This is a genomic window from Brevundimonas sp. (genome assembly GCF_046299595.1).
GTDB lineage: Bacteria > Pseudomonadota > Alphaproteobacteria > Caulobacterales > Caulobacteraceae > Brevundimonas.
Map to the genome: position 1 here is coordinate 555,256 of NZ_JBKBHQ010000001.1, position 16,271 is coordinate 571,526.

Here is a 16,271-nt window from a genome sequence, read left to right on the forward strand (position 1 = left end):
CCCTATGGCTCGGTGCTGCTTCCGCCCCCGCCTGTAGCCCTTGAACCGCCGGTCGGCCCCGCGGCCGATCCCGCGGAACCGCCCGAGTCCCTCCCGGGCGGCGCGACGGGAGGCTGCCTATGAGCGGCGTCCCGTCCAACGAGCTGAAGCGGTATTTCACCGAGGCGAAGCGTTGGGATCAGGATCGGCTGGCCTCGGCCGTGCGCTCCAAGCGGCTCGCCTAGACCGTGGCCGCCACGGCCGGGGGGCTCGCCATCGCGGCGGTCCTGGCCGTCGTCGGCCTTACCCCGCTGAAGACGGTCGAGCCTTTCGTGATCCGCGTCGATCAGGCGACCGGCGCCGTCGACCTGGCGCGCGGCCTTTCCGAGGAGACCGGCCCGGTCCGCTACGAGGAGGCGGTCAGCAAATACTTCCTCGCCCAGTATGTCCGCGCCCGCGAGGGCTATCTGGACGCGGCGGCCGAGGAGAATTTCCGCCTGGTCTCGATCCTCTCGGCTCCGACCGAACAGCGGCGCTGGGCCGACCTGTTCCGGGGGACCAACGCGGCCAGTCCGCAGAACCTCTACGGCCGGGCGGCCGAGGCCTCGATCTCGATCCGGGCCGTCGGCTTCATCAATCCGGAGGTGGCCAACGTGCGCTACCGACGCACCGTGCGCCGCGCCCAGCAGGTCGAGGAAAGCGACTGGATCGCCACCATCGCCTTTTCCTACACGCGCGCGCCGATGACCGAGGCCGACCGGCTCCGCAATCCCCTGGGCTTCCAGGTGCTCTCCTACCGCTCAGACCCGGAGGTGATCCGATGAGACCGCTCGCCGTCCTGCTCGGCGCCTCCGTCCTCGCCCTGGCCGCGCCGGCCGTGGCCCAAGACGGCCGCATCCGCGACCTGACCTATGCGCCGGACGCCGTCTATCGCATCGACGGCGCCTTTCGCACCGCGACGCAGATCATCTTCTCGCCGGACGAGACCATCCGCCACGCCGCCATCGGCGACAGCGTCGCCTGGGAGGTGGCGGCCGAGGGCTCGGTGCTGTTCCTGAAGCCGCGCGAGCGTCATGCCCCGACCAATCTCTTGGTCGTCACCGAACGCGCCGGCGCGATCCGCCACTACGCCTTCGAGCTCGGCGCGCGGGACGCGGCCTCGGCCGTCTATCAGGTCCGCTTCCGCTATCCGGCCGACGAGCGGGCCGCCGCCGAGGCGGTCCTGGCCCGGGCCACGGAAGCGGCCGAGACCCGTCTGGTCGGTCTGGAGCTGGCGCAAGGCGCCGTGGAGGGCCGCCGCAACCTCGCCTATTCGGTCCAGGGCGACGCCTCCCTCCAGCCCAGCGAGGTCAGCGACAACGGCCGCTTCACCGTCCTGCGCTTTCCCGGCGGCCAGGCCATCCCGGCCCTGTTCGAGGTGGACGGCGAGACCGAGCGGCTCGTGCCCTATGATGTGCGCGGCGAGTTCGTGGTCATCCACGGCGTGGTGCGCGGGCTCAGGCTGCGGCGCGGCCAGACGGTCCTGTGCATCTACAATGAGGCGTTCGACGATCGCGCCGGGGCCACGGGCACCGGCACGGCCTCGCCCCAGGTCGAGCGCGTCCCGGCGGGAGGCGCGCTATGAGCGACCCCCACGAACCGATCGAGCCCCGCCGCGCCGCAGATGCGGCGGACGCCCGGACGCCGGACCCGAAGCCGATCGCGGCTGACCGCTCGATTTCGCCGATCGCCGGCCGCCTGGGCGGCCCGCGCAGCCGCTGGGTCACCCTGGCCGCCCTGACGGCGGGCTGCGGCGCCTTCCTGTTCGCCACCTGGGACCGGGGCGACCGCCCGGATCGCGCGGCGTCGGACGAACCGGCGCGGCAGTTCGTGCCGTTCGAGCCCGCCCGGCGCCCGGCCGAACCGCCGCTGCTCTCCGACCCTGACCCGGCTGCGCCCGCGCTGACGGACGAGCCGGTCGTCCCGGCCATAGACGGCGCCGCGTCCCCGGCGCCTCGCGGCCCGTCGCCCGAGGATCAGCGCCGCGCCCTGGCCGAAAGCGCCCAGCGCGCCCCGGTGCTCGCCTACAGCCGCTCCGGCGGCGGCGCGCGCCCGGCCCCCGGCGACGGGCCGACGGTCGGGCCATCGGCTCCCGGCGAGCCGAACGCTCTGGATCGGTTGCGCCAGGTCAGCCCGATCGGCCGGGCCGAGGCGGGCCGCCTGCCGGATCGGCGCTTCCTCATCACCGCCGGCTCAAGCATTCCCTGCATCCTCCAGACGGCGATGGACAGCGCCACGCCGGGCTTCGTCAGCTGCATCGTTCCGCGCGACGTCTATTCCGACGACGGCTCGGTGATCCTGATGGAGCGCGGCGCCCGCGTCCTGGGGGAATACCGTTCCGGCCTCCAGCGCGGCCGCGGACGGCTGTTCGTGCTGTGGACCCGCGCCGTGACTCCCGAGGGCGTGGCGATCACCCTGGCCTCGCCAGCCGCCGACGCGCTCGGTCGGTCCGGTTTCGACGGCCGGATCGACAGTCATTTCTGGGAGCGGTTCGGCGGCGCCCTCGTCCTCAGCATCGTCGATGGCGCCACCTACGCCGCCGTGGACGCCGGCGCCGAGCGGTCCGCCGTCCGCGCCCCGTCCGACACCGCCTCCGTGGCCTTGCAGGACTCCGTCGGCATCCCGCCGACCCTGAGGAAGGATCAGGGATCGGAGGTCTCCATCTTCGTGGCCCAGGATCTCGACTTCGCCTCCGTCTATCGGCTGAGGCCGCGCTGATGGGCGACACCGCCGTCCTCGACCACTATCTGACGCCGCTGCGGCCGCTGCTGGCGCCCGACGATGTGACCGAGCTGGTGGTCAACCGGCCCTGCGAGGTGGGCGTCGAACGGTCCGGCCGGTGGGTCTGGCGCGACGTGCCGGAACTGTCCGAACCCTGGCTGCGGACCCTGGCCGTGGCGGCGGCGGCCTACACCCGCCAGGATGTGGGCGCGGATCGGCCCATCTGCTCCACGGTCCTGCCCGGCGAGGAACGCTGCCAGATCGTCCTGCCCCCTGTGGCCCCGGAAGACACGGTGTCCCTGACCATCCGCAAGCCCTCGAGGCGGCGGCTGACCCTGGAGGATTTCCAGGCCGGCGGCCTGTTCGATCAGACGGCCGTGGCCCGCGAGGGCGAGACGGACGCCATCGACGCGGAGTTGATCCGGCTGCGCGATGAGGGCGACTGGCCCGCCTTCTTCCGCCTGGCCGTCGAAGCGCGCCGCAACATCCTGGTCTCCGGCGCCACGGGCTCGGGCAAGACCACCTTCGCCAAGGGTCTGGTCGAACTGATCCCGGCCGACGAACGGCTCCTGACCATCGAGGACACCCGCGAACTGGTCGCGCCCCATCGCAACATCGTCCACATGGTCTATTCGAAGGACGGTCAGGGCCTCGCCCCAGTCGGGCCAAAGGCCTTGCTGGAAAGCGCGCTGAGGATGCGGCCGGACCGCATCCTGCTTCAGGAACTCCGCGACGGGACGGCCTTCTTCTATCTTCGCAACGTCAACTCCGGCCATCCGGGTTCGATCACCACGGTCCACGCTGATTCCGCGGCGCTCGCCTTCGAGCAACTGACCCTGCTGGTGCGGGAATCCGAAGGCGGCCGCGATCTTCCCCGCGACGACATCCGCGCCCTGCTGCATCTGCTGATCGACGTGGTGGTGCAGATGAAAAAGGTCGACGGGCGCTTCCGCATGACCGAGGTTTGGCATGAGCCGCTTCGCAAGCGCCGCGCCGGGGCCTGAGGCCGCCAAGCTGGCCTTCGGCCTGTTCGCCGCCGTCCTGTTCGTGACGGTCGGCGGCGGGACCATCGCCCTGGTCGGCCTCGGCCAGTTCTCCGGCGACGTCGATCCGCTCCGGGCGCCGGCCTGGTTCTGGTATTATCGCGGCGACCCGGAAGTCCGCCGCTGGCTGGCCATCGGCGGCGCCTCGACCGGCCTGCTGGTCCTGCTGACCGGGGCCGCCGCAGCCCTCTCCCGGCGCCGGCCGCTGCACGGGGCGGCCCGCTGGGCCACCGGGGCCGAACAGCGCGCCGCGGGCCTGCGCGCGCCGACGGGCATCCTCCTCGGCCATGCTGCGGGCGGCGGCTTCCTGGTCTCGGACGGGCCCGAGCATGTGATGCTCTACGCCCCGACCCGCACCGGCAAGGGCGTCGGGGTGGTGATCCCCAATCTCCTGGCCTGGCCGCATTCGGTCGTGGCGCTGGACATCAAGCGCGAGAATTTCGCCGCCACGGCGGGCTTCCGCGCCGAGGGCGGCCAGCGCGTCCTGCTGTTCGATCCCCTGGCGCTCGACGGCCGCACGGTCCGTTTCAACCCGCTCGGCCATGTGGATCGGACGGACTCCCTTGTCGTGCTGGACGAATTGCAGCGCATGGCGGCGATGCTGTTCCCGGGCCACGACCATGCCGATCCCTTCTGGGCGGAGGCGGCCCGGACCGGCTTCATCGGCGTGGGCGCCTATGTGGCGGCCAGCCCGTCCCTGCCCTTCACCATGGGCGAGGTGTTCCGCCAGCTGACCGAGGATGATCCGCGCCGGCGCTTCCCCAAGGCGATCGAAGCGCGCCGCCAGGCCGGCGATCCGCTGCCGGCGCCGTGCGTCTCCGCCCTCAACGATTTCTGCGCCTCCAGCGAAAACACCTTCGCCTCCATTCGCCAGTCGATCACCACCCGCATGGGGCTATGGCTGAACCCGGCTGTGGATGCGGCCACCAGCGCCAGCGACTTCGACCTGCGGGATCTTCGACAAGGGACCATGTCGCTCTATCTCGGGGCCACCCCCGACAACCTGTTGCGCGTGGCCCCGCTCTACAGCCTGCTGTTCCAGCAGCTGGTGGACCTGAACAGCCGCAGCCTGCCGGGTCCGGACAACCGGCCGGTCCTCGTCCTGCTGGACGAGTTCGCCCGGCTGGGCCCGGCCCCGGTGCTGGCCCACGCCTTTTCCTGGGTCGCCGGCTATGGGCTTCGGCTGTTGCCGGTGATCCAGAGCCCGTCGCAGCTGCGCGGTCTCTATGGCCCGGACCTGGCCGAGGACATCCTCGCCAACTGCGGGGTGGAGGTGGTGTTCGCCCCCAAGGAACTGAAGGTGGCCCAGGAGTTGAGCGAACGGCTGGGCGCCTACACCTACGGCGCCCAGAGCCGCAGCCGGCCGCGCGCCCTCGGCCCGGGGCGGCGCACCCTGACCACCTCGGAGCAGCGTCGGCCGCTGATGCTGCCGCAGGAGCTCATCCAGCTGCCGCCGTCCACGCTGATGGTGTTCAAGGCCGGAACGCCGCCGGTGCGCGGGCGCAAGATCGTCTATTACCGCGAGGCGGTGTTCCGCCGCCGCCTGCGCCCGCCGCCGGAGATCGCCCAGGCCCCGCCGCCCCCGCCGCGGCCGGCCCCCGCGCCGGTTTTCCCGATGTCATCGCCGCCGCAGGAGGACGCCGACATGGAGTTCGACGCGATCGTTCGCGCCTTCGCCGAAGAGGGCCTGCCGCCCCCCGCCCACGGCGCCTCGGAGGGCGAGGTCCGCGACTGGCTCGACCGCGTCATGGCCGGGCCGCCATCGCCAGCCCAGGAGCGTGAACCATGACCGATCCGACCCCGTCGCGCGGCCGCGCCAAGGACGGCCCGGCCCCCAACAAGATCGGACCGGATCGCACCCGCCCGGGCGAAGCGCGGGCTCGCTCGGTCGCCAAGGGCGACGTGCCCCAGGCCCTGCTGGATCGCTATCTGATCGAACGCGATCTCAGGGGCCGGCCCGAACGGTTCTACCGTGACCATCGCACCGCCGATCCGGCCTTCCGCGATGCGGGCCGGCGGCTGAGCGCCGACCGGGCCTATCCGGACACGGTGGCCGATATGTTGAAGGTCGCCCAGCATCGCGGCTGGTCCCGCCTGAAGGTCGAGGGCGAGGAGGCCTTCCGGCGCGAGGTCTGGGTCCAGGCCCGGGCGATGGGATTGGAGGTGCAGGGCTATCGCCCGCGCGACCGGGACCGCGGGGCGGCGGGCTTGCCGCACGGCCGGGCTCAGATGGAACAGCGGCTACGCATGGCCTCGACCGTGGTGCGGACCCTGATCGCCGATCCGGAGGGGCAACAGCGCCTGATCGCTCATGCCGTCGCGCGCGCCGGACTCGGACAATCCCATCTGCGAGAAGATACGGCGCGGGCCGCTGATCGGGGCCGCGATCGGTGACGCCCGCTTTGAATAGACCGTTCACAAGAACCCTTATATGGGCGCTTAAAGCCCATATGCGCCTCTAACACCCATATAAGGGCGTTTGTTGGAACGGTTGCCTGGGCAAGGGCCGGCACCTTAATCCCCGAAAGTTTGCAAAAATTGGCGCTTAAATCCCGATTGTTTGCTATTGGGGCGGCGGAGGAGCCTTCTAATGCCCAAAAATCCGCTCGACGCCCTGCCCGAAGTCTTCGTTTCAACCCGCGAAACGTCGATGATCGTCTCGCGCGGCCTGGCGCAGGGCCGTCTGCGGCAGATCGGTTCCCGTCTTTATACCAAGAACCTCGTCGATACGCCGGAACAGATCGTCCGGCGCCATCTCTGGCCGCTGGTGGCGAGCTATGCGCCAGGTGCCCTGATCGCGGATCGGACCGCGATCGAGAACGCCCCGGCGGCCGATGGCTCGATCTTCGTCGTTTCAGATCGCAAGCGCGACATCGCACTGCCCGGCGTCACCATCCGCCCCCGGAAGGGGCCGCCGCCGCAGCCGGAGGATCGTCCCTTCGTCGCCCAATTGCACTTGTCGTCCACGGCGCGGGCCTATCTCGACAACATGGCGCCGTCCCGTCGTCGCAACGGCGGGATCAGCCGCACGCTCAGCCGCGAGGAGATCGAAACTCGCCTCGACGACATGATCCGTCTGGGCGGCGAGCAAGCGGTTAATCGGCTCCGCGACGAAGCACGTCGGATCGCGCCCCAGATCGACCGCGCAACGGAATTCGAGGCCCTGGACAAGTTGATCAGTTCACTTCTCGGCACACGCGACGAACCCCTTGTGTCCGACCAGGGGCAGGCGCGTCACGCCGGCCTGCCATTCGATCCGAACCGGCTCGCTCTGTTTGAGCTCCTGCATCGGGAGCTTCGCGCGACGGCGCCCGTTACGCGGATGGCCCGGGCGCGGGATACGGAGGACCGCTCCACTCTGGCCTTCTACGAGGCCTATTTCTCCAACTTCATCGAGGGCACGGAATTCGAGGTCGGCGAGGCCGCCGCCATCGTCTTCGGCAATGTCATTCCGCGAGACCGTCCCTCGGACGCCCACGACATCCTGGGAACCTGGCGGCTGGTGTCCGATCCGTTGGAGATGGCCCGCACGCCGCGCGACGCCGCGTCACTGTTCGAGCTTCTGAAACACCGACATGCAGCGCTCATGGACGCGCGCCCGGAGAAGAACCCTGGTGCCTTCAAGCGGGAAGCCAATCGGGCGGGCCAGACGGTCTTCGTGGATCCAGCCCATGTGGAAGGGACCCTGACGCGCGGCCTGGAACTTTATCACAGCCTGGAAACCCCCTTCGCTCGCGCCGTTTATATGATGTTCCTGGTGTCCGAGGTGCATCCGTTCACCGATGGCAACGGGCGGATCGCGCGTATTATGATGAACGCAGAATTGGTGTCCGCGGGTGAGGAACGCATCATCATCCCCACCATCTTCCGCAGCAACTATCTGAGCGGTCTCAAGGCGCTTTCCAACGTCAACAACCCGACCACCCTGGTGCGCTCTCTCGATTTCGCCCAGCGGTGGGTGGCGGCCATGCCCTGGACCGACATCGCCGCAACCCACGCCGTTCTTGAGCGCTGCCACGCCTTCATGGACCCGGCTGAGGCCGACGACCTTGGAATCCGCCTGAAGCTGCCAGACGCCGTTTGAGGCGGCGCCAGTGCGCACGACCATCATCCATCCGGCGCACTACCTGGCGAGCCATTCAGCGAAAAATCTCGGAGTCTGGTTGAATGTCTGATTTTCAGACATTACATTGGTCTGGTGTCGGATTTTGGATACTCCCCAATGACCCAGATTGACGAAGAGACTCAGGTCAAGGTTTTTCCGCTGCAGGAGGTGTCGAACGCCTTGCTCGCCGAACTCACCTTGCTGGTGGAAGGAGAAGCCCAGATTCAGGGCATTCCCCTCCCCACCCAGCCGGCCGCGCTCAGGACCATGCACATCCGCCTGGATTCCTTGACGGTCGTGACCATCACCTGTGCGCTGGACGAGATTCTGGGCTTCGAGCCCAAGGACATCGTCAAGGCTGGCGGATATGATTCGATCGACGCCGCCATGAAACACATGATGCCGCGTATCGAGGCCGCATGGGCCAAGCGCCATCCGGTGAAGGCATGACCGACCTTGACGACGAGACGGCGCGCAAGAGCCTTGGCGAACGCCTGCGCGAAGCTCGGGAATACCTGGGCCTCAAACAGGATGAGGTCGCCGCCTATCTCAAGCTGCCACGAACAGCCCTGACCGGGATTGAGACGGGGCAGCGCAAGGTGGAGGCGATCGAACTCACCCGGCTGGCCAGGCTTTACCGCCAGTCGGTCGGCTATCTGACGGGCGAGGAGGAGCAGGCGCGTGACCTTCCCCCCGATGTCGCGCACCTCGCCCGTCAGGCCGCCGACTTGTCGCAGGACGACCGGCAAGAACTGGCCCGCTTTGCGGACTATCTGCGCACACGCGCCAAACTCGACAAGGTCTGACTCTTGGCGCGCACCTATGCAGAGGCCGTCAGAAATGGGACCGCAGCAGCGAGCAAGCTGCTGCGGCGGCTCGATTGGCAAGCCAGGCTCGAAGCTGAGCCCGGCGCCGTGGACATCTTCGCCATCATCGCCGACCTTGACCTACCTTTGATGCTGCGCCCGTTGAAGGGACTCCTGGGCGCTTTCCTGAAGGTTCCCACGCCAGGAATTCTAGTCACCACCCAGCGGCCGTTGAGCATCCAGCGTTTCACCGCCGCCCACGAGTTGGGTCATTGCCTTCTGGATCATGAACCCAGCTTGGATGACGAAGATCAGATTCTGCGGCGGGCGCCTCGCGCGCAGGACGCCCACACAGGCTTCCAGGAGACAGAGGCCGACGCCTTCGCCGTCGCCCTGATGATGCCGAAGTGGCTGATCCTCGCCCATTGCGCCCGCCAGGGCTGGCGGGTCTCGCATCTTGAGCAGGCCGACAATGTCTACCAACTCTCCGTTCGAATCGGCGCGAGTTATGAGGCCACCGTGTGGACCCTCGAACGCTACGGCCTCCTCAATGCAGGGTGCCGGGCGGCGCTCCTGCGCACGCAGCCTCGAGCGCTGAAAGTCAGTCTGCTCGAGGACTTCACCCCCTCAAGCTACCACGGCGATGTCTGGCTCCTGACCGAAAAGGACCGGGGCGGCCGCATCGACGGAAGCCGCAACGACCTGTTCGTCATCAAACTGCCGGAGCTGGGCGCCGCCGGCTATCTTTGGGACTTCGATACGCTCGTGGAGAGCGGCTTCAGCATCGTGCGGGACAGTCGTCTCAGCGTGGACGGAGAGGGAATCGGCGGGCCGAATACCCGTCGCGTCTTGGCCGCGCCCGATGAGGATGCGCATGGACTGCTGCACCTCGAACAACGCCGTCCTTGGACGTCGGCTGCGCCTCTATCGACCCTGACGGTTCCCTTCGACCTCACTGGGCCGGAGGAGAGCGGCTTGTCCCGCGCCGAGCGCCGTCAACGTCTGGCGGCCGCATGAGCCGTTCCATCGTTTTCACGACGGACCTGAGGTCCCGGCTGGGTTCCGCCAGAGACCAGGGTCCCCGACCGACCTGCTTGGCGTTCGCCGCGAGCGACCTGCACGCGGCCATCCGACCCGGCTGGGATCCGTTGTCGTGTGAGACGGCTTTTTTCCATGCGCAACGTCGCGCCGGCCGCCCGCCGTCGGTCGGCGCGACCCTCCCTTCCATGCTCGAAGCGCTCACGTTCGACGGCCAGCCTGTGGAAGGGGCATGGCCTTATCTCGCCGAGACCCCCAACGGGTCAGGCGCGTGGACGCCGCCGTCCTTTTCCGGGGAAACCTTCAAGCGTCCGGGCTCCGCCGTCACGCCAGGCTGGCCTCACCTCACGGACCAGCTCAATGCAGGGCGCCCGGTCCTGCTCATGATGACGCTGTCGCCTAGCTTCTTCCGGCCTGTCCAAGGCATGGTGGAGGCCGCCAATGACGAAGCGCCCGATCCGACACTCAGACACGCGGTTCTGGCGGTGGCCCACGGAGCCGTCGACGGCAAGGCCGCCGTCTTGGTGCGTAACAGTTGGGGCGAGTCCTGGGGCATGGCTGGGCACGCTTGGCTTACCGCTGATTTTGTCATGGCGCGCCTGTTTGGCATGGCCCTTTTGAATGAGGATGAGAATGTATTTTCCCATTCCATCGCAGCCTGATTGCGCCACCACTTGGCGCGAGGCGCTTCGCGCGGTCATCGCCCAAGGGATGGAAGCGCACAACGTCATCCTCGACGTCGCCGATCCAACCGCCGGAGCGACTCTGGCGGATCCGGTGGTTCGCAAGGTCGATGAATTCCTGCGCTCCAAGAGCGTCAAACCTGTCGAGACGGTCGCCAACACCCTGTTCCCGGCGGCTCTCTCCCGGCGTTACCCCGGTCCGGACGTCTACGACGCCTTCATGACGAAGGTCCTTCGCGCCGCAGGCAAGAGCGGACCCTGGTCTGGCTACTACTTCGAGCGGATGATCCATATGCGGGGGCCGGACGGCGTTGCCATCAATCAGCTTGCCGACATCATCGACCGGATTTCGGATCCGAAGGTCATCGCCCGAAATAAATTCGAGATACAGACCTTCGATCCGACCCGGGACGTGACCCGGTCCCCCTATGGGGGGCAATGCCTAAGCCACGGCAGCTTCAAACTGCGCAAGGCCGGAACCGTGGACAAGCTCGATCTCACGGTTCTCTACCGCAACCATTTCTACGTCGAGAAGCTGCTCGGCAATCTGATCGGACTCGGCCGATTGATGGCTTTCGTCGCCGAGCAATCCGGCGTCCAGGTGGGAGCTCTGACGGTGGTTTCGACCCATGCCTGCGCGGACCAGCCCAGGGACGCCCAGAAGCACCAAACTTCTGTCTCGGAGATCAAGGCGCTCTTGGCCGCTTGCGACGCCCTAGTGGCGGACTGAAGAGCGATCCTGGGCGTCGATTAGCGGCAAGCCCGTCAAAGACGGCGCGTAGAGGGCGAACATCCCCGCCATGAACTCGGCCTGACCGCCGTAGCTGGGGTGGCGAACGGGATCCGCGCTGACCCCCAGATCAGCGAGGGCGAGGCTCGCATCCCGGCCGATCGCGACGATGCGTTGCGGCTGGACCATTTCGATCAACGCCTCCAACAGCGGCCAGGTCTCGTCACGTTCGGCTCGCGTATGGCATCGGTTCGACATCGGATCGTCGGCCTGGTGGGGATGGAAGGGAAACACATTCCACAGGACGACGGGTTGGCCCACCTGTTCCAGCACACGCCACACCACGGCGGCCGTCCGCTCCGCCATGATGGGCCCTTCGGTCGCTCGAACCAGATCGATGTCCCCCAGCAATGTCGAGGCCGACGCCAGGTGAACTTCATCGGTGAGGGGCACCCCCGTGCGACGCCCCCCCCGGTAGCCGAGGTCGCGCCCCACCCACATGGTGGACACTTCCGTGGCGATCGCCCGATCAAGGAACAGCCGGAGGTTCTCCCGCCGCAACGCTGCGGCGTCCCCACGATCATGCACGGCGCAATGGTCCCGCCAGGGGTTGAAGACGTTGGGCAGGGAAGCAGCCTCTAGGGCGCAAACGAACTCGGACGGGGTCATGACGTGAGCGGCTCTATACGCAGTTGCCGATTCTCAAAATCGATCGTGACCAGGCCGCGGCGATGTTCCTGCAGGAAGCGGAACGCCTCATACCCTTGGAGGATCGCCTCTTCCCAAAGCCACAAGGGGTAGTCCTGGGGTTCATAGCCCTGAACAAACTGATGAACCTGCTTCAACAGGTCGAGCGGCAACTCGCCGGCCTTCATGTCGCGGAAATAGTCCAGCGGGCGCGCCATGCTGAACACCCAGGTGGAGATGCCCTCCTCGATCAGAATGGCGCGAGCGCCATCCTCGGTTTCATCGAGCTTGGCGTCGCTTTTCCGCTTAAGGCGAAGGAGCGATCGAACCACCGGAGACCAGCCGAGCACGGCCACGAACGCATAGTGGAAGACATCGTGGAACCGGTAGTCATCGGCCTCGTGGGCGTTGTCCGTCAGGCGATCGCCGATGAAAAGCTCGTTGCACCGCTGGAAGACGAAGGGTCGGTCGCCCACGCTTTTCTCGAAGACCTCAATCGCCATCTGGCGCGGCAACTGCTCGTCGGAATCCTTGTCGGCGTCGGGGGCGGCCGGATAGATTTTTTCCTCCGGCCAGCGCCCCAGGATCTTGTGCTGGTTTTTGACCGCCGCGCCTTCCAGGGTCAGTCCGGCTTCCCTGGAGGCCTTCAGCAGCAGCTTGAACACGTTTGTCAGCCGCCGCGCCAAGGCCTCGCCGCCGGGAACGAGGGCGGCGTTCTGATGATCGGCGACCATCGCGCCGACTTCAGCCGCAAGGGCGAGCAGCGTTTCCTCGAACTGGGGAAGCGGCGCGGCGGTTCGCACGATCGTATGCGGCTGGAGCGCCTCGAACGTCAGGGTCGCGTCATCCTGATTCAGCCATTGTTCGTCCTTGCGGTAAAGGTGGGCGGCGATGGCGCTAAGGCTTAGGCCGCCCCGTCGGGCGATGGCGGCGAGATACCATAGGACATCGCCGAGCTCTTCGGCCACGGCGTCCGAATAGGCCGCGGACGACGCCCGGTCCCTCTGCTTCTTCTTCAGGGCGCTCAGCAGACTTCCGGTTTCGCCAAAGAGGCCGAGCAGCGGGAACGCTAATGACTGTCCTTCGACGCCCCGATCTGTCTTGGCGGCCTGGTCCGCATAGGCTGTAACTGTGAGTGGTGTGAAGCTGCCGTCCATGCCTGCTGTCACGATCCCCCGATTGCGCCTTCGTCCTTCGGTCACGCGATTCGCCCAGTTGAGCGAATCCTGTTCGGGGTCGAAATAGGATACCGGTACAATCCACACACATCCCATCAGCGGGCCGATCATCGCTTCCGCCCCTCGTCGCCGTGCTGCTCCTCGGCCATGCGCGCCAGCCGCTCAGCGCGGGTTTCGACCTTCGGCAGAGTCCGAACATGCTCCGCAAGGGCCGCCCCCAGGACACGATCCTCGGCGCGATCGGACCGCGATAGAGCGACAGCCTCGGCCACGAGCGCGCGCCGTATGCGCGCCTGCCGGTCGTGGATGGCGCGCTCCCAAGGCGCCTGTTCAGCGCGGCCGTCGATCGCATCGTGCACGGCCCCGACCAGAACTTTCGGCGCGGGGCCTTTTCGCTCGACGAACCGCTCCCGCAGTTTCCGCACCGGCGTCCGCTCCGCTTTGCGGATGACGCCGCGCGCCCGCCGCGGGCTGGCCTCGGCCTCCACGCCGCGATCGCGCAGGGCCTGGGCGAAGGTCTGACGCCAAAGCGCCAGGTCCGCCTTCCGCGGATTGAGTCGGCTGCCGTCGGCGCCGAGGACGCGCACCGTCAGATGGACGTGGGGCTGCCGCCCCTCGTCATGCAACGCGAACACATAGGGGAACCGCTCGGCTCGGCGGCGGTTTCGATAGGTTGAGCACTCATGTCTGCCTCCTTTGGGCAAGGGTTGCAGGCACGCGGAAGGCGCGCCTGAAACCCTGCCCGTCGGCGAGACCGGGGTAGCAAGGGCCAGGGCGGGCGGCCGGAGGGGGATCGCCCGGGCTGCACAAGCCTGACCGCATGGAGAGCAAGGCGATGTCGTCGCGGGCGCGGAAGGCCGGGGAGACCGGCCGCCCGGCGGCCGCCAGGCCGCGCACCCTGGCGCGCGCGAGGGCGGAGCCCTTAGCCCTTGGGATCGCCGGGCGGGCGTCGGGGCGGTGGCGCGGAACGCCCGGAGGGACCGCCCGCCCTGCCCGTGGTCACCAGCGCGCCGTGCGAAGCCGGCGCCACAGGGCGACCTCGTCGGGGCCCGCCGCCTCCAGGTCCACATACTCTCTCCAGGACCGGATGCGACCGCCGCGCAGCTGATAGACCGCCAGGTTGTCCAGGATCACCGGCGGACGTCCATGGGGAACGAACACCTGGCGCTGCTCGGCCAGGACGATGTCCTCGTCCGCCACATGGCGGACGAGGCCCATCCCGATCTCCCCATAGGTCTCGAACATCCGCCGCCAAAAGGCCAGCACGGCGCGCCGTCCCTCCACGGCGTCCAGACCGCTCACCTCATAGACGACCGCCTCGTCCAGGAACGGCTCCAGACGTTCGACCCGGCGCACGGAGAAGGTGCGGAGGAAGTCGGGAACAGGGGACTGGGACATGCGTCGATCCCACCTCGGACGACAGTCGGTTAGAAGCCGCGGGCCGTTCGGCGCGCGGGTCGGGAGCCGCACCCGGCGGATGGCGCGAAACCAGGGACGGGGCCGTTTCGGAATCCCGCGGATTCCGAAGACTTGGAGGGAAATGGGATTCGCCGCCGAAGGCGATTCAGCGGGCGGGGACCGGAAGATCACGGCGCCAGGTTTGCGGATTGGCTGTGCGCGGCCTTTCGATTTCGATTCTCCCTTTTCGAGGAGTTTCGAGTATGGCCCAGCCCCAAGCGCCCCTGCGGCGGACGATCAGAAAAGCCCAACTTCGGCAGATGGTGCCCCTGGCCGACAGCACGATCTGGGAAATGGAACAACGCGGGCAATTCCCGCGCCGATTCCTGCTGACGCCGCGTTGCGTGGGCTGGGACCTGGCCGAGGTCGAAGCGTGGCTCGCGCTGCGGCGCGCGCGGCCCGTGGCCCGCGCCAAGCCGCCGGACGTGCGCAAGCGCCGGTCCCGTCCCGTGAAGGACGAGACCGGCGGCGCGCGCGCCGCCTCCCCTTAGGCGGCCGCCGGACGGGCGTCCGGCGCGGCGGTCCCGATCCTGGGGTCGAAGGTCGGCGCGGACGCCACGGGCATGACCAGCGTGGGCTTGTAGGGTCGGCCCCGCTCCCACGCTTCCACGGCGTTGGACCATTCCTGGATCATGTGGCGGCGCTGCGCCTCGAACTCGGCCTTGTTGTAAACGCTGCGCGACGACCGCTCCTCGTGGGCCAGGCACTTCTCGACCCAATCGGAGTCGAAGCCCATCTCATGCAGGAGCGTCGAGGCGGTCCGCCGCAGGTCGTGGACCGTGAAGGGCGCGAGCGGCAGGCCCCTGTCCTGTGCGCGCTTCACGACCGCCGTGGTGATGCGGTTGAAGGTGGCGCGCGACATGGGCGCGTCGGCCTCGTAGCGCGAGGGCAGCACGTAGGGCGAGTTACCGGCGCAGGTTTTCAGGGCGATCAGCATGTCGAGCATCTGCCGCGACAGATAGACGTTGTGCGGCCGGGACCGCTTCATCCGTTCCTTGGGGATGGTCCAGACGGCGTTCTCGAAGTCCACCTCCGTCCAGACGGCTTCGCGCAGCTCGTTCTTCCGCACCATGCTCAGGAGCAGGAAGCGCAGGCCGAGGCGGATGGTGGGCAGGGTCGGCACATGCTCCAGCTGACCCAGCATGATGCGCACCTCGGTCGGCGACAGCGCGCGATCGCGCGGGACGAAGGAGGCGATGGAGGACGGCGCCACGTCGTCAGCCGGGTTCACCACCTTCTCCCCGTGAAGGATGGCGTAGCGGTAGATCTGCTTGACGATGTCGCGGACGTGGATCGCCGTCGCTGGGGCGCCGCGTTCGACGATGGCGGCGCACTCTGCCCGCAGGTCATCGGCGGTGATCTCGGCCAACAGCCGGTTCGACCAACGGGGCATGATCTCCCGGTCGAAGATGGCGCGGCGCATATCGCGCGTGCTGTCGGCCATGGCCGCCTGGTCCATCCACTTTCGGCCCACCTGGCCGAAGGACTTGGCCTCCTTCAGTCGGCGCTTGGCCCGCTGTTTTTCGACGGCCGGGGACACGCCGGCTTCGATGTCGCGCTTGGCGTCGATCAGCTTTTCGCGCGCCTGGGCGAGCGACAATCCGCCTCGTCCGTAACGGCCGAAGATCACCGTCTCGCGCCGCCCATTGAAGCGGTAGTCGTAGCGAAAAGAGACGGCGCCGGCCGGCGTGACGAGGACGTAGAGACCGTCCCTGTCGGTCTTTTTGTATGCCTTTGATTCTGGGCGCAAATTACGCAGCGATGCGTCAGTAAGCATGTCGTTCTCCTCAAGAAACACCGTCAG

The 16,271-nt window shown here is 67.9% G+C and carries 18 protein-coding genes; 13 read left to right on the plus strand and 5 right to left on the minus strand.

Annotated elements, in window-relative coordinates:
• The first annotated feature begins 227 nt into the window (after nt 1-227).
• The 12 genes from ACK4E3_RS02730 (at nt 228) to ACK4E3_RS02785 (ending at nt 11,144) form a co-directional block, all read left to right on the plus strand.
• The gene (locus tag ACK4E3_RS02730) at nt 228-803 is read left to right on the plus strand and encodes a virB8 family protein (RefSeq protein WP_409696006.1); all 576 of its coding nucleotides are present in this window, start codon (nt 228-230) and stop codon (nt 801-803) included.
• Nucleotides 800-1,603, plus strand: a complete 804-nt coding sequence (locus ACK4E3_RS02735; protein ID WP_409696010.1) for a TrbG/VirB9 family P-type conjugative transfer protein — start codon at nt 800-802, stop codon at nt 1,601-1,603. The genes ACK4E3_RS02730 and ACK4E3_RS02735 overlap by 4 nt, the downstream gene beginning before the upstream one ends.
• Complete coding sequence (gene virB10, locus ACK4E3_RS02740; protein ID WP_409696012.1) at nt 1,600-2,736, plus strand: type IV secretion system protein VirB10; 1,137 nt, start codon at nt 1,600-1,602, stop codon at nt 2,734-2,736. Before ACK4E3_RS02735 ends, virB10 begins: the two co-directional genes overlap by 4 nt.
• Entirely contained in the window at nt 2,736-3,743 is a 1,008-nt protein-coding gene (gene virB11, locus ACK4E3_RS02745; RefSeq protein WP_409696015.1) for a P-type DNA transfer ATPase VirB11, read from the plus strand. Before virB10 ends, virB11 begins: the two co-directional genes overlap by 1 nt.
• Nucleotides 3,709-5,571: a type IV secretory system conjugative DNA transfer family protein gene (locus tag ACK4E3_RS02750; protein WP_409696018.1), complete on the plus strand. Its 1,863-nt coding sequence runs from the start codon at nt 3,709-3,711 to the stop codon at nt 5,569-5,571. Before virB11 ends, ACK4E3_RS02750 begins: the two co-directional genes overlap by 35 nt.
• The gene (locus ACK4E3_RS02755) at nt 5,568-6,176 is read left to right on the plus strand and encodes an LPD7 domain-containing protein (RefSeq protein WP_409696021.1); all 609 of its coding nucleotides are present in this window, start codon (nt 5,568-5,570) and stop codon (nt 6,174-6,176) included. Before ACK4E3_RS02750 ends, ACK4E3_RS02755 begins: the two co-directional genes overlap by 4 nt.
• Nucleotides 6,177-6,372: 196 nt before the next feature.
• Nucleotides 6,373-7,866: a Fic family protein gene (locus tag ACK4E3_RS02760; protein WP_409696024.1), complete on the plus strand. Its 1,494-nt coding sequence runs from the start codon at nt 6,373-6,375 to the stop codon at nt 7,864-7,866.
• A gap of 138 nt (nt 7,867-8,004) precedes the next feature.
• A complete protein-coding gene (locus tag ACK4E3_RS02765; RefSeq protein ID WP_409696027.1) occupies nt 8,005-8,337 on the plus strand; it encodes a hypothetical protein in 333 nt (110 codons plus the stop codon).
• Nucleotides 8,334-8,693, plus strand: a complete 360-nt coding sequence (locus ACK4E3_RS02770; protein WP_409696030.1) for a helix-turn-helix domain-containing protein — start codon at nt 8,334-8,336, stop codon at nt 8,691-8,693. Before ACK4E3_RS02765 ends, ACK4E3_RS02770 begins: the two co-directional genes overlap by 4 nt.
• A gap of 3 nt (nt 8,694-8,696) precedes the next feature.
• Nucleotides 8,697-9,710, plus strand: coding sequence for an ImmA/IrrE family metallo-endopeptidase (locus ACK4E3_RS02775; protein ID WP_409696033.1), 1,014 nt, complete (start codon nt 8,697-8,699; stop codon nt 9,708-9,710).
• The gene (locus ACK4E3_RS02780; RefSeq protein ID WP_409696036.1) at nt 9,707-10,393 is read left to right on the plus strand and encodes a C1 family peptidase; all 687 of its coding nucleotides are present in this window, start codon (nt 9,707-9,709) and stop codon (nt 10,391-10,393) included. The genes ACK4E3_RS02775 and ACK4E3_RS02780 overlap by 4 nt, the downstream gene beginning before the upstream one ends.
• On the plus strand, nt 10,365-11,144 hold the full coding sequence (locus ACK4E3_RS02785; RefSeq protein ID WP_409696039.1) for a hypothetical protein: 780 nt from the start codon (nt 10,365-10,367) through the stop codon (nt 11,142-11,144). Before ACK4E3_RS02780 ends, ACK4E3_RS02785 begins: the two co-directional genes overlap by 29 nt.
• Here the strand turns inward: ACK4E3_RS02785 and ACK4E3_RS02790 are convergent.
• The 4 genes from ACK4E3_RS02790 to ACK4E3_RS02805 all read right to left on the minus strand — a co-directional run bounded on the left by ACK4E3_RS02790 (nt 11,130) and on the right by ACK4E3_RS02805 (nt 14,407).
• Nucleotides 11,130-11,813 carry a uracil-DNA glycosylase gene (locus tag ACK4E3_RS02790; protein ID WP_409696042.1) on the minus strand — a complete coding sequence of 228 codons (684 nt, stop codon included), beginning with the start codon at nt 11,811-11,813 and terminating at the stop codon, nt 11,130-11,132. The two genes, ACK4E3_RS02785 and ACK4E3_RS02790, sit on opposite strands and share 15 nt — an antisense overlap.
• Complete coding sequence (locus ACK4E3_RS02795) at nt 11,810-13,120, minus strand: nucleoside triphosphate pyrophosphohydrolase family protein (protein WP_409696045.1); 1,311 nt, start codon at nt 13,118-13,120, stop codon at nt 11,810-11,812. The genes ACK4E3_RS02790 and ACK4E3_RS02795 overlap by 4 nt, the downstream gene beginning before the upstream one ends.
• Nucleotides 13,117-13,644, minus strand: a complete 528-nt coding sequence (locus ACK4E3_RS02800; protein WP_409696048.1) for a hypothetical protein — start codon at nt 13,642-13,644, stop codon at nt 13,117-13,119. The genes ACK4E3_RS02795 and ACK4E3_RS02800 overlap by 4 nt, the downstream gene beginning before the upstream one ends.
• Before the next feature lie 364 nt (nt 13,645-14,008).
• Complete coding sequence (locus ACK4E3_RS02805; protein ID WP_409696051.1) at nt 14,009-14,407, minus strand: nuclear transport factor 2 family protein; 399 nt, start codon at nt 14,405-14,407, stop codon at nt 14,009-14,011.
• 263 nt (nt 14,408-14,670) lie between these two features.
• Here ACK4E3_RS02805 and ACK4E3_RS02810 point away from each other — a divergent pair, with 263 nt between their 5' ends.
• A complete protein-coding gene (locus ACK4E3_RS02810) occupies nt 14,671-14,958 on the plus strand; it encodes a helix-turn-helix transcriptional regulator (RefSeq protein ID WP_409696054.1) in 288 nt (95 codons plus the stop codon).
• Here the strand turns inward: ACK4E3_RS02810 and ACK4E3_RS02815 are convergent.
• Nucleotides 14,955-16,244 (minus strand): tyrosine-type recombinase/integrase, encoded by a 1,290-nt coding sequence (locus tag ACK4E3_RS02815; protein WP_409696057.1) that lies wholly within the window; start codon nt 16,242-16,244, stop codon nt 14,955-14,957. The genes ACK4E3_RS02810 and ACK4E3_RS02815 overlap by 4 nt on opposite strands.
• Between the last annotated feature and the right edge of the window lie 27 nt (nt 16,245-16,271).

What these genes read in the sequence shown, in the direction of transcription:
- ACK4E3_RS02735 (WP_409696010.1), top strand. Translation starts at nt 800, where the DNA reads ATGAGACCGCTCGCCGTCCTGCTCGGCGCCTCCGTCCTCGCCCTGGCC.
- virB10 (WP_409696012.1), top strand. Translation starts at nt 1,600, where the DNA reads ATGAGCGACCCCCACGAACCGATCGAGCCCCGCCGCGCCGCAGATGCG.
- virB11 (WP_409696015.1), top strand. Translation starts at nt 2,736, where the DNA reads ATGGGCGACACCGCCGTCCTCGACCACTATCTGACGCCGCTGCGGCCG.
- ACK4E3_RS02750 (WP_409696018.1), top strand. Translation starts at nt 3,709, where the DNA reads ATGAGCCGCTTCGCAAGCGCCGCGCCGGGGCCTGAGGCCGCCAAGCTG.
- ACK4E3_RS02755 (WP_409696021.1), top strand. Translation starts at nt 5,568, where the DNA reads ATGACCGATCCGACCCCGTCGCGCGGCCGCGCCAAGGACGGCCCGGCC.
- ACK4E3_RS02760 (WP_409696024.1), top strand. Translation starts at nt 6,373, where the DNA reads ATGCCCAAAAATCCGCTCGACGCCCTGCCCGAAGTCTTCGTTTCAACC.
- ACK4E3_RS02765 (WP_409696027.1), top strand. Translation starts at nt 8,005, where the DNA reads ATGACCCAGATTGACGAAGAGACTCAGGTCAAGGTTTTTCCGCTGCAG.
- ACK4E3_RS02770 (WP_409696030.1), top strand. Translation starts at nt 8,334, where the DNA reads ATGACCGACCTTGACGACGAGACGGCGCGCAAGAGCCTTGGCGAACGC.
- ACK4E3_RS02780 (WP_409696036.1), top strand. Translation starts at nt 9,707, where the DNA reads ATGAGCCGTTCCATCGTTTTCACGACGGACCTGAGGTCCCGGCTGGGT.
- ACK4E3_RS02785 (WP_409696039.1), top strand. Translation starts at nt 10,365, where the DNA reads ATGTATTTTCCCATTCCATCGCAGCCTGATTGCGCCACCACTTGGCGC.
- ACK4E3_RS02790 (WP_409696042.1), bottom strand. Translation starts at nt 11,813, where the DNA reads ATGACCCCGTCCGAGTTCGTTTGCGCCCTAGAGGCTGCTTCCCTGCCC.
- ACK4E3_RS02795 (WP_409696045.1), bottom strand. Translation starts at nt 13,120, where the DNA reads ATGATCGGCCCGCTGATGGGATGTGTGTGGATTGTACCGGTATCCTAT.
- ACK4E3_RS02805 (WP_409696051.1), bottom strand. Translation starts at nt 14,407, where the DNA reads ATGTCCCAGTCCCCTGTTCCCGACTTCCTCCGCACCTTCTCCGTGCGC.
- ACK4E3_RS02810 (WP_409696054.1), top strand. Translation starts at nt 14,671, where the DNA reads ATGGCCCAGCCCCAAGCGCCCCTGCGGCGGACGATCAGAAAAGCCCAA.
- ACK4E3_RS02815 (WP_409696057.1), bottom strand. Translation starts at nt 16,244, where the DNA reads ATGCTTACTGACGCATCGCTGCGTAATTTGCGCCCAGAATCAAAGGCA.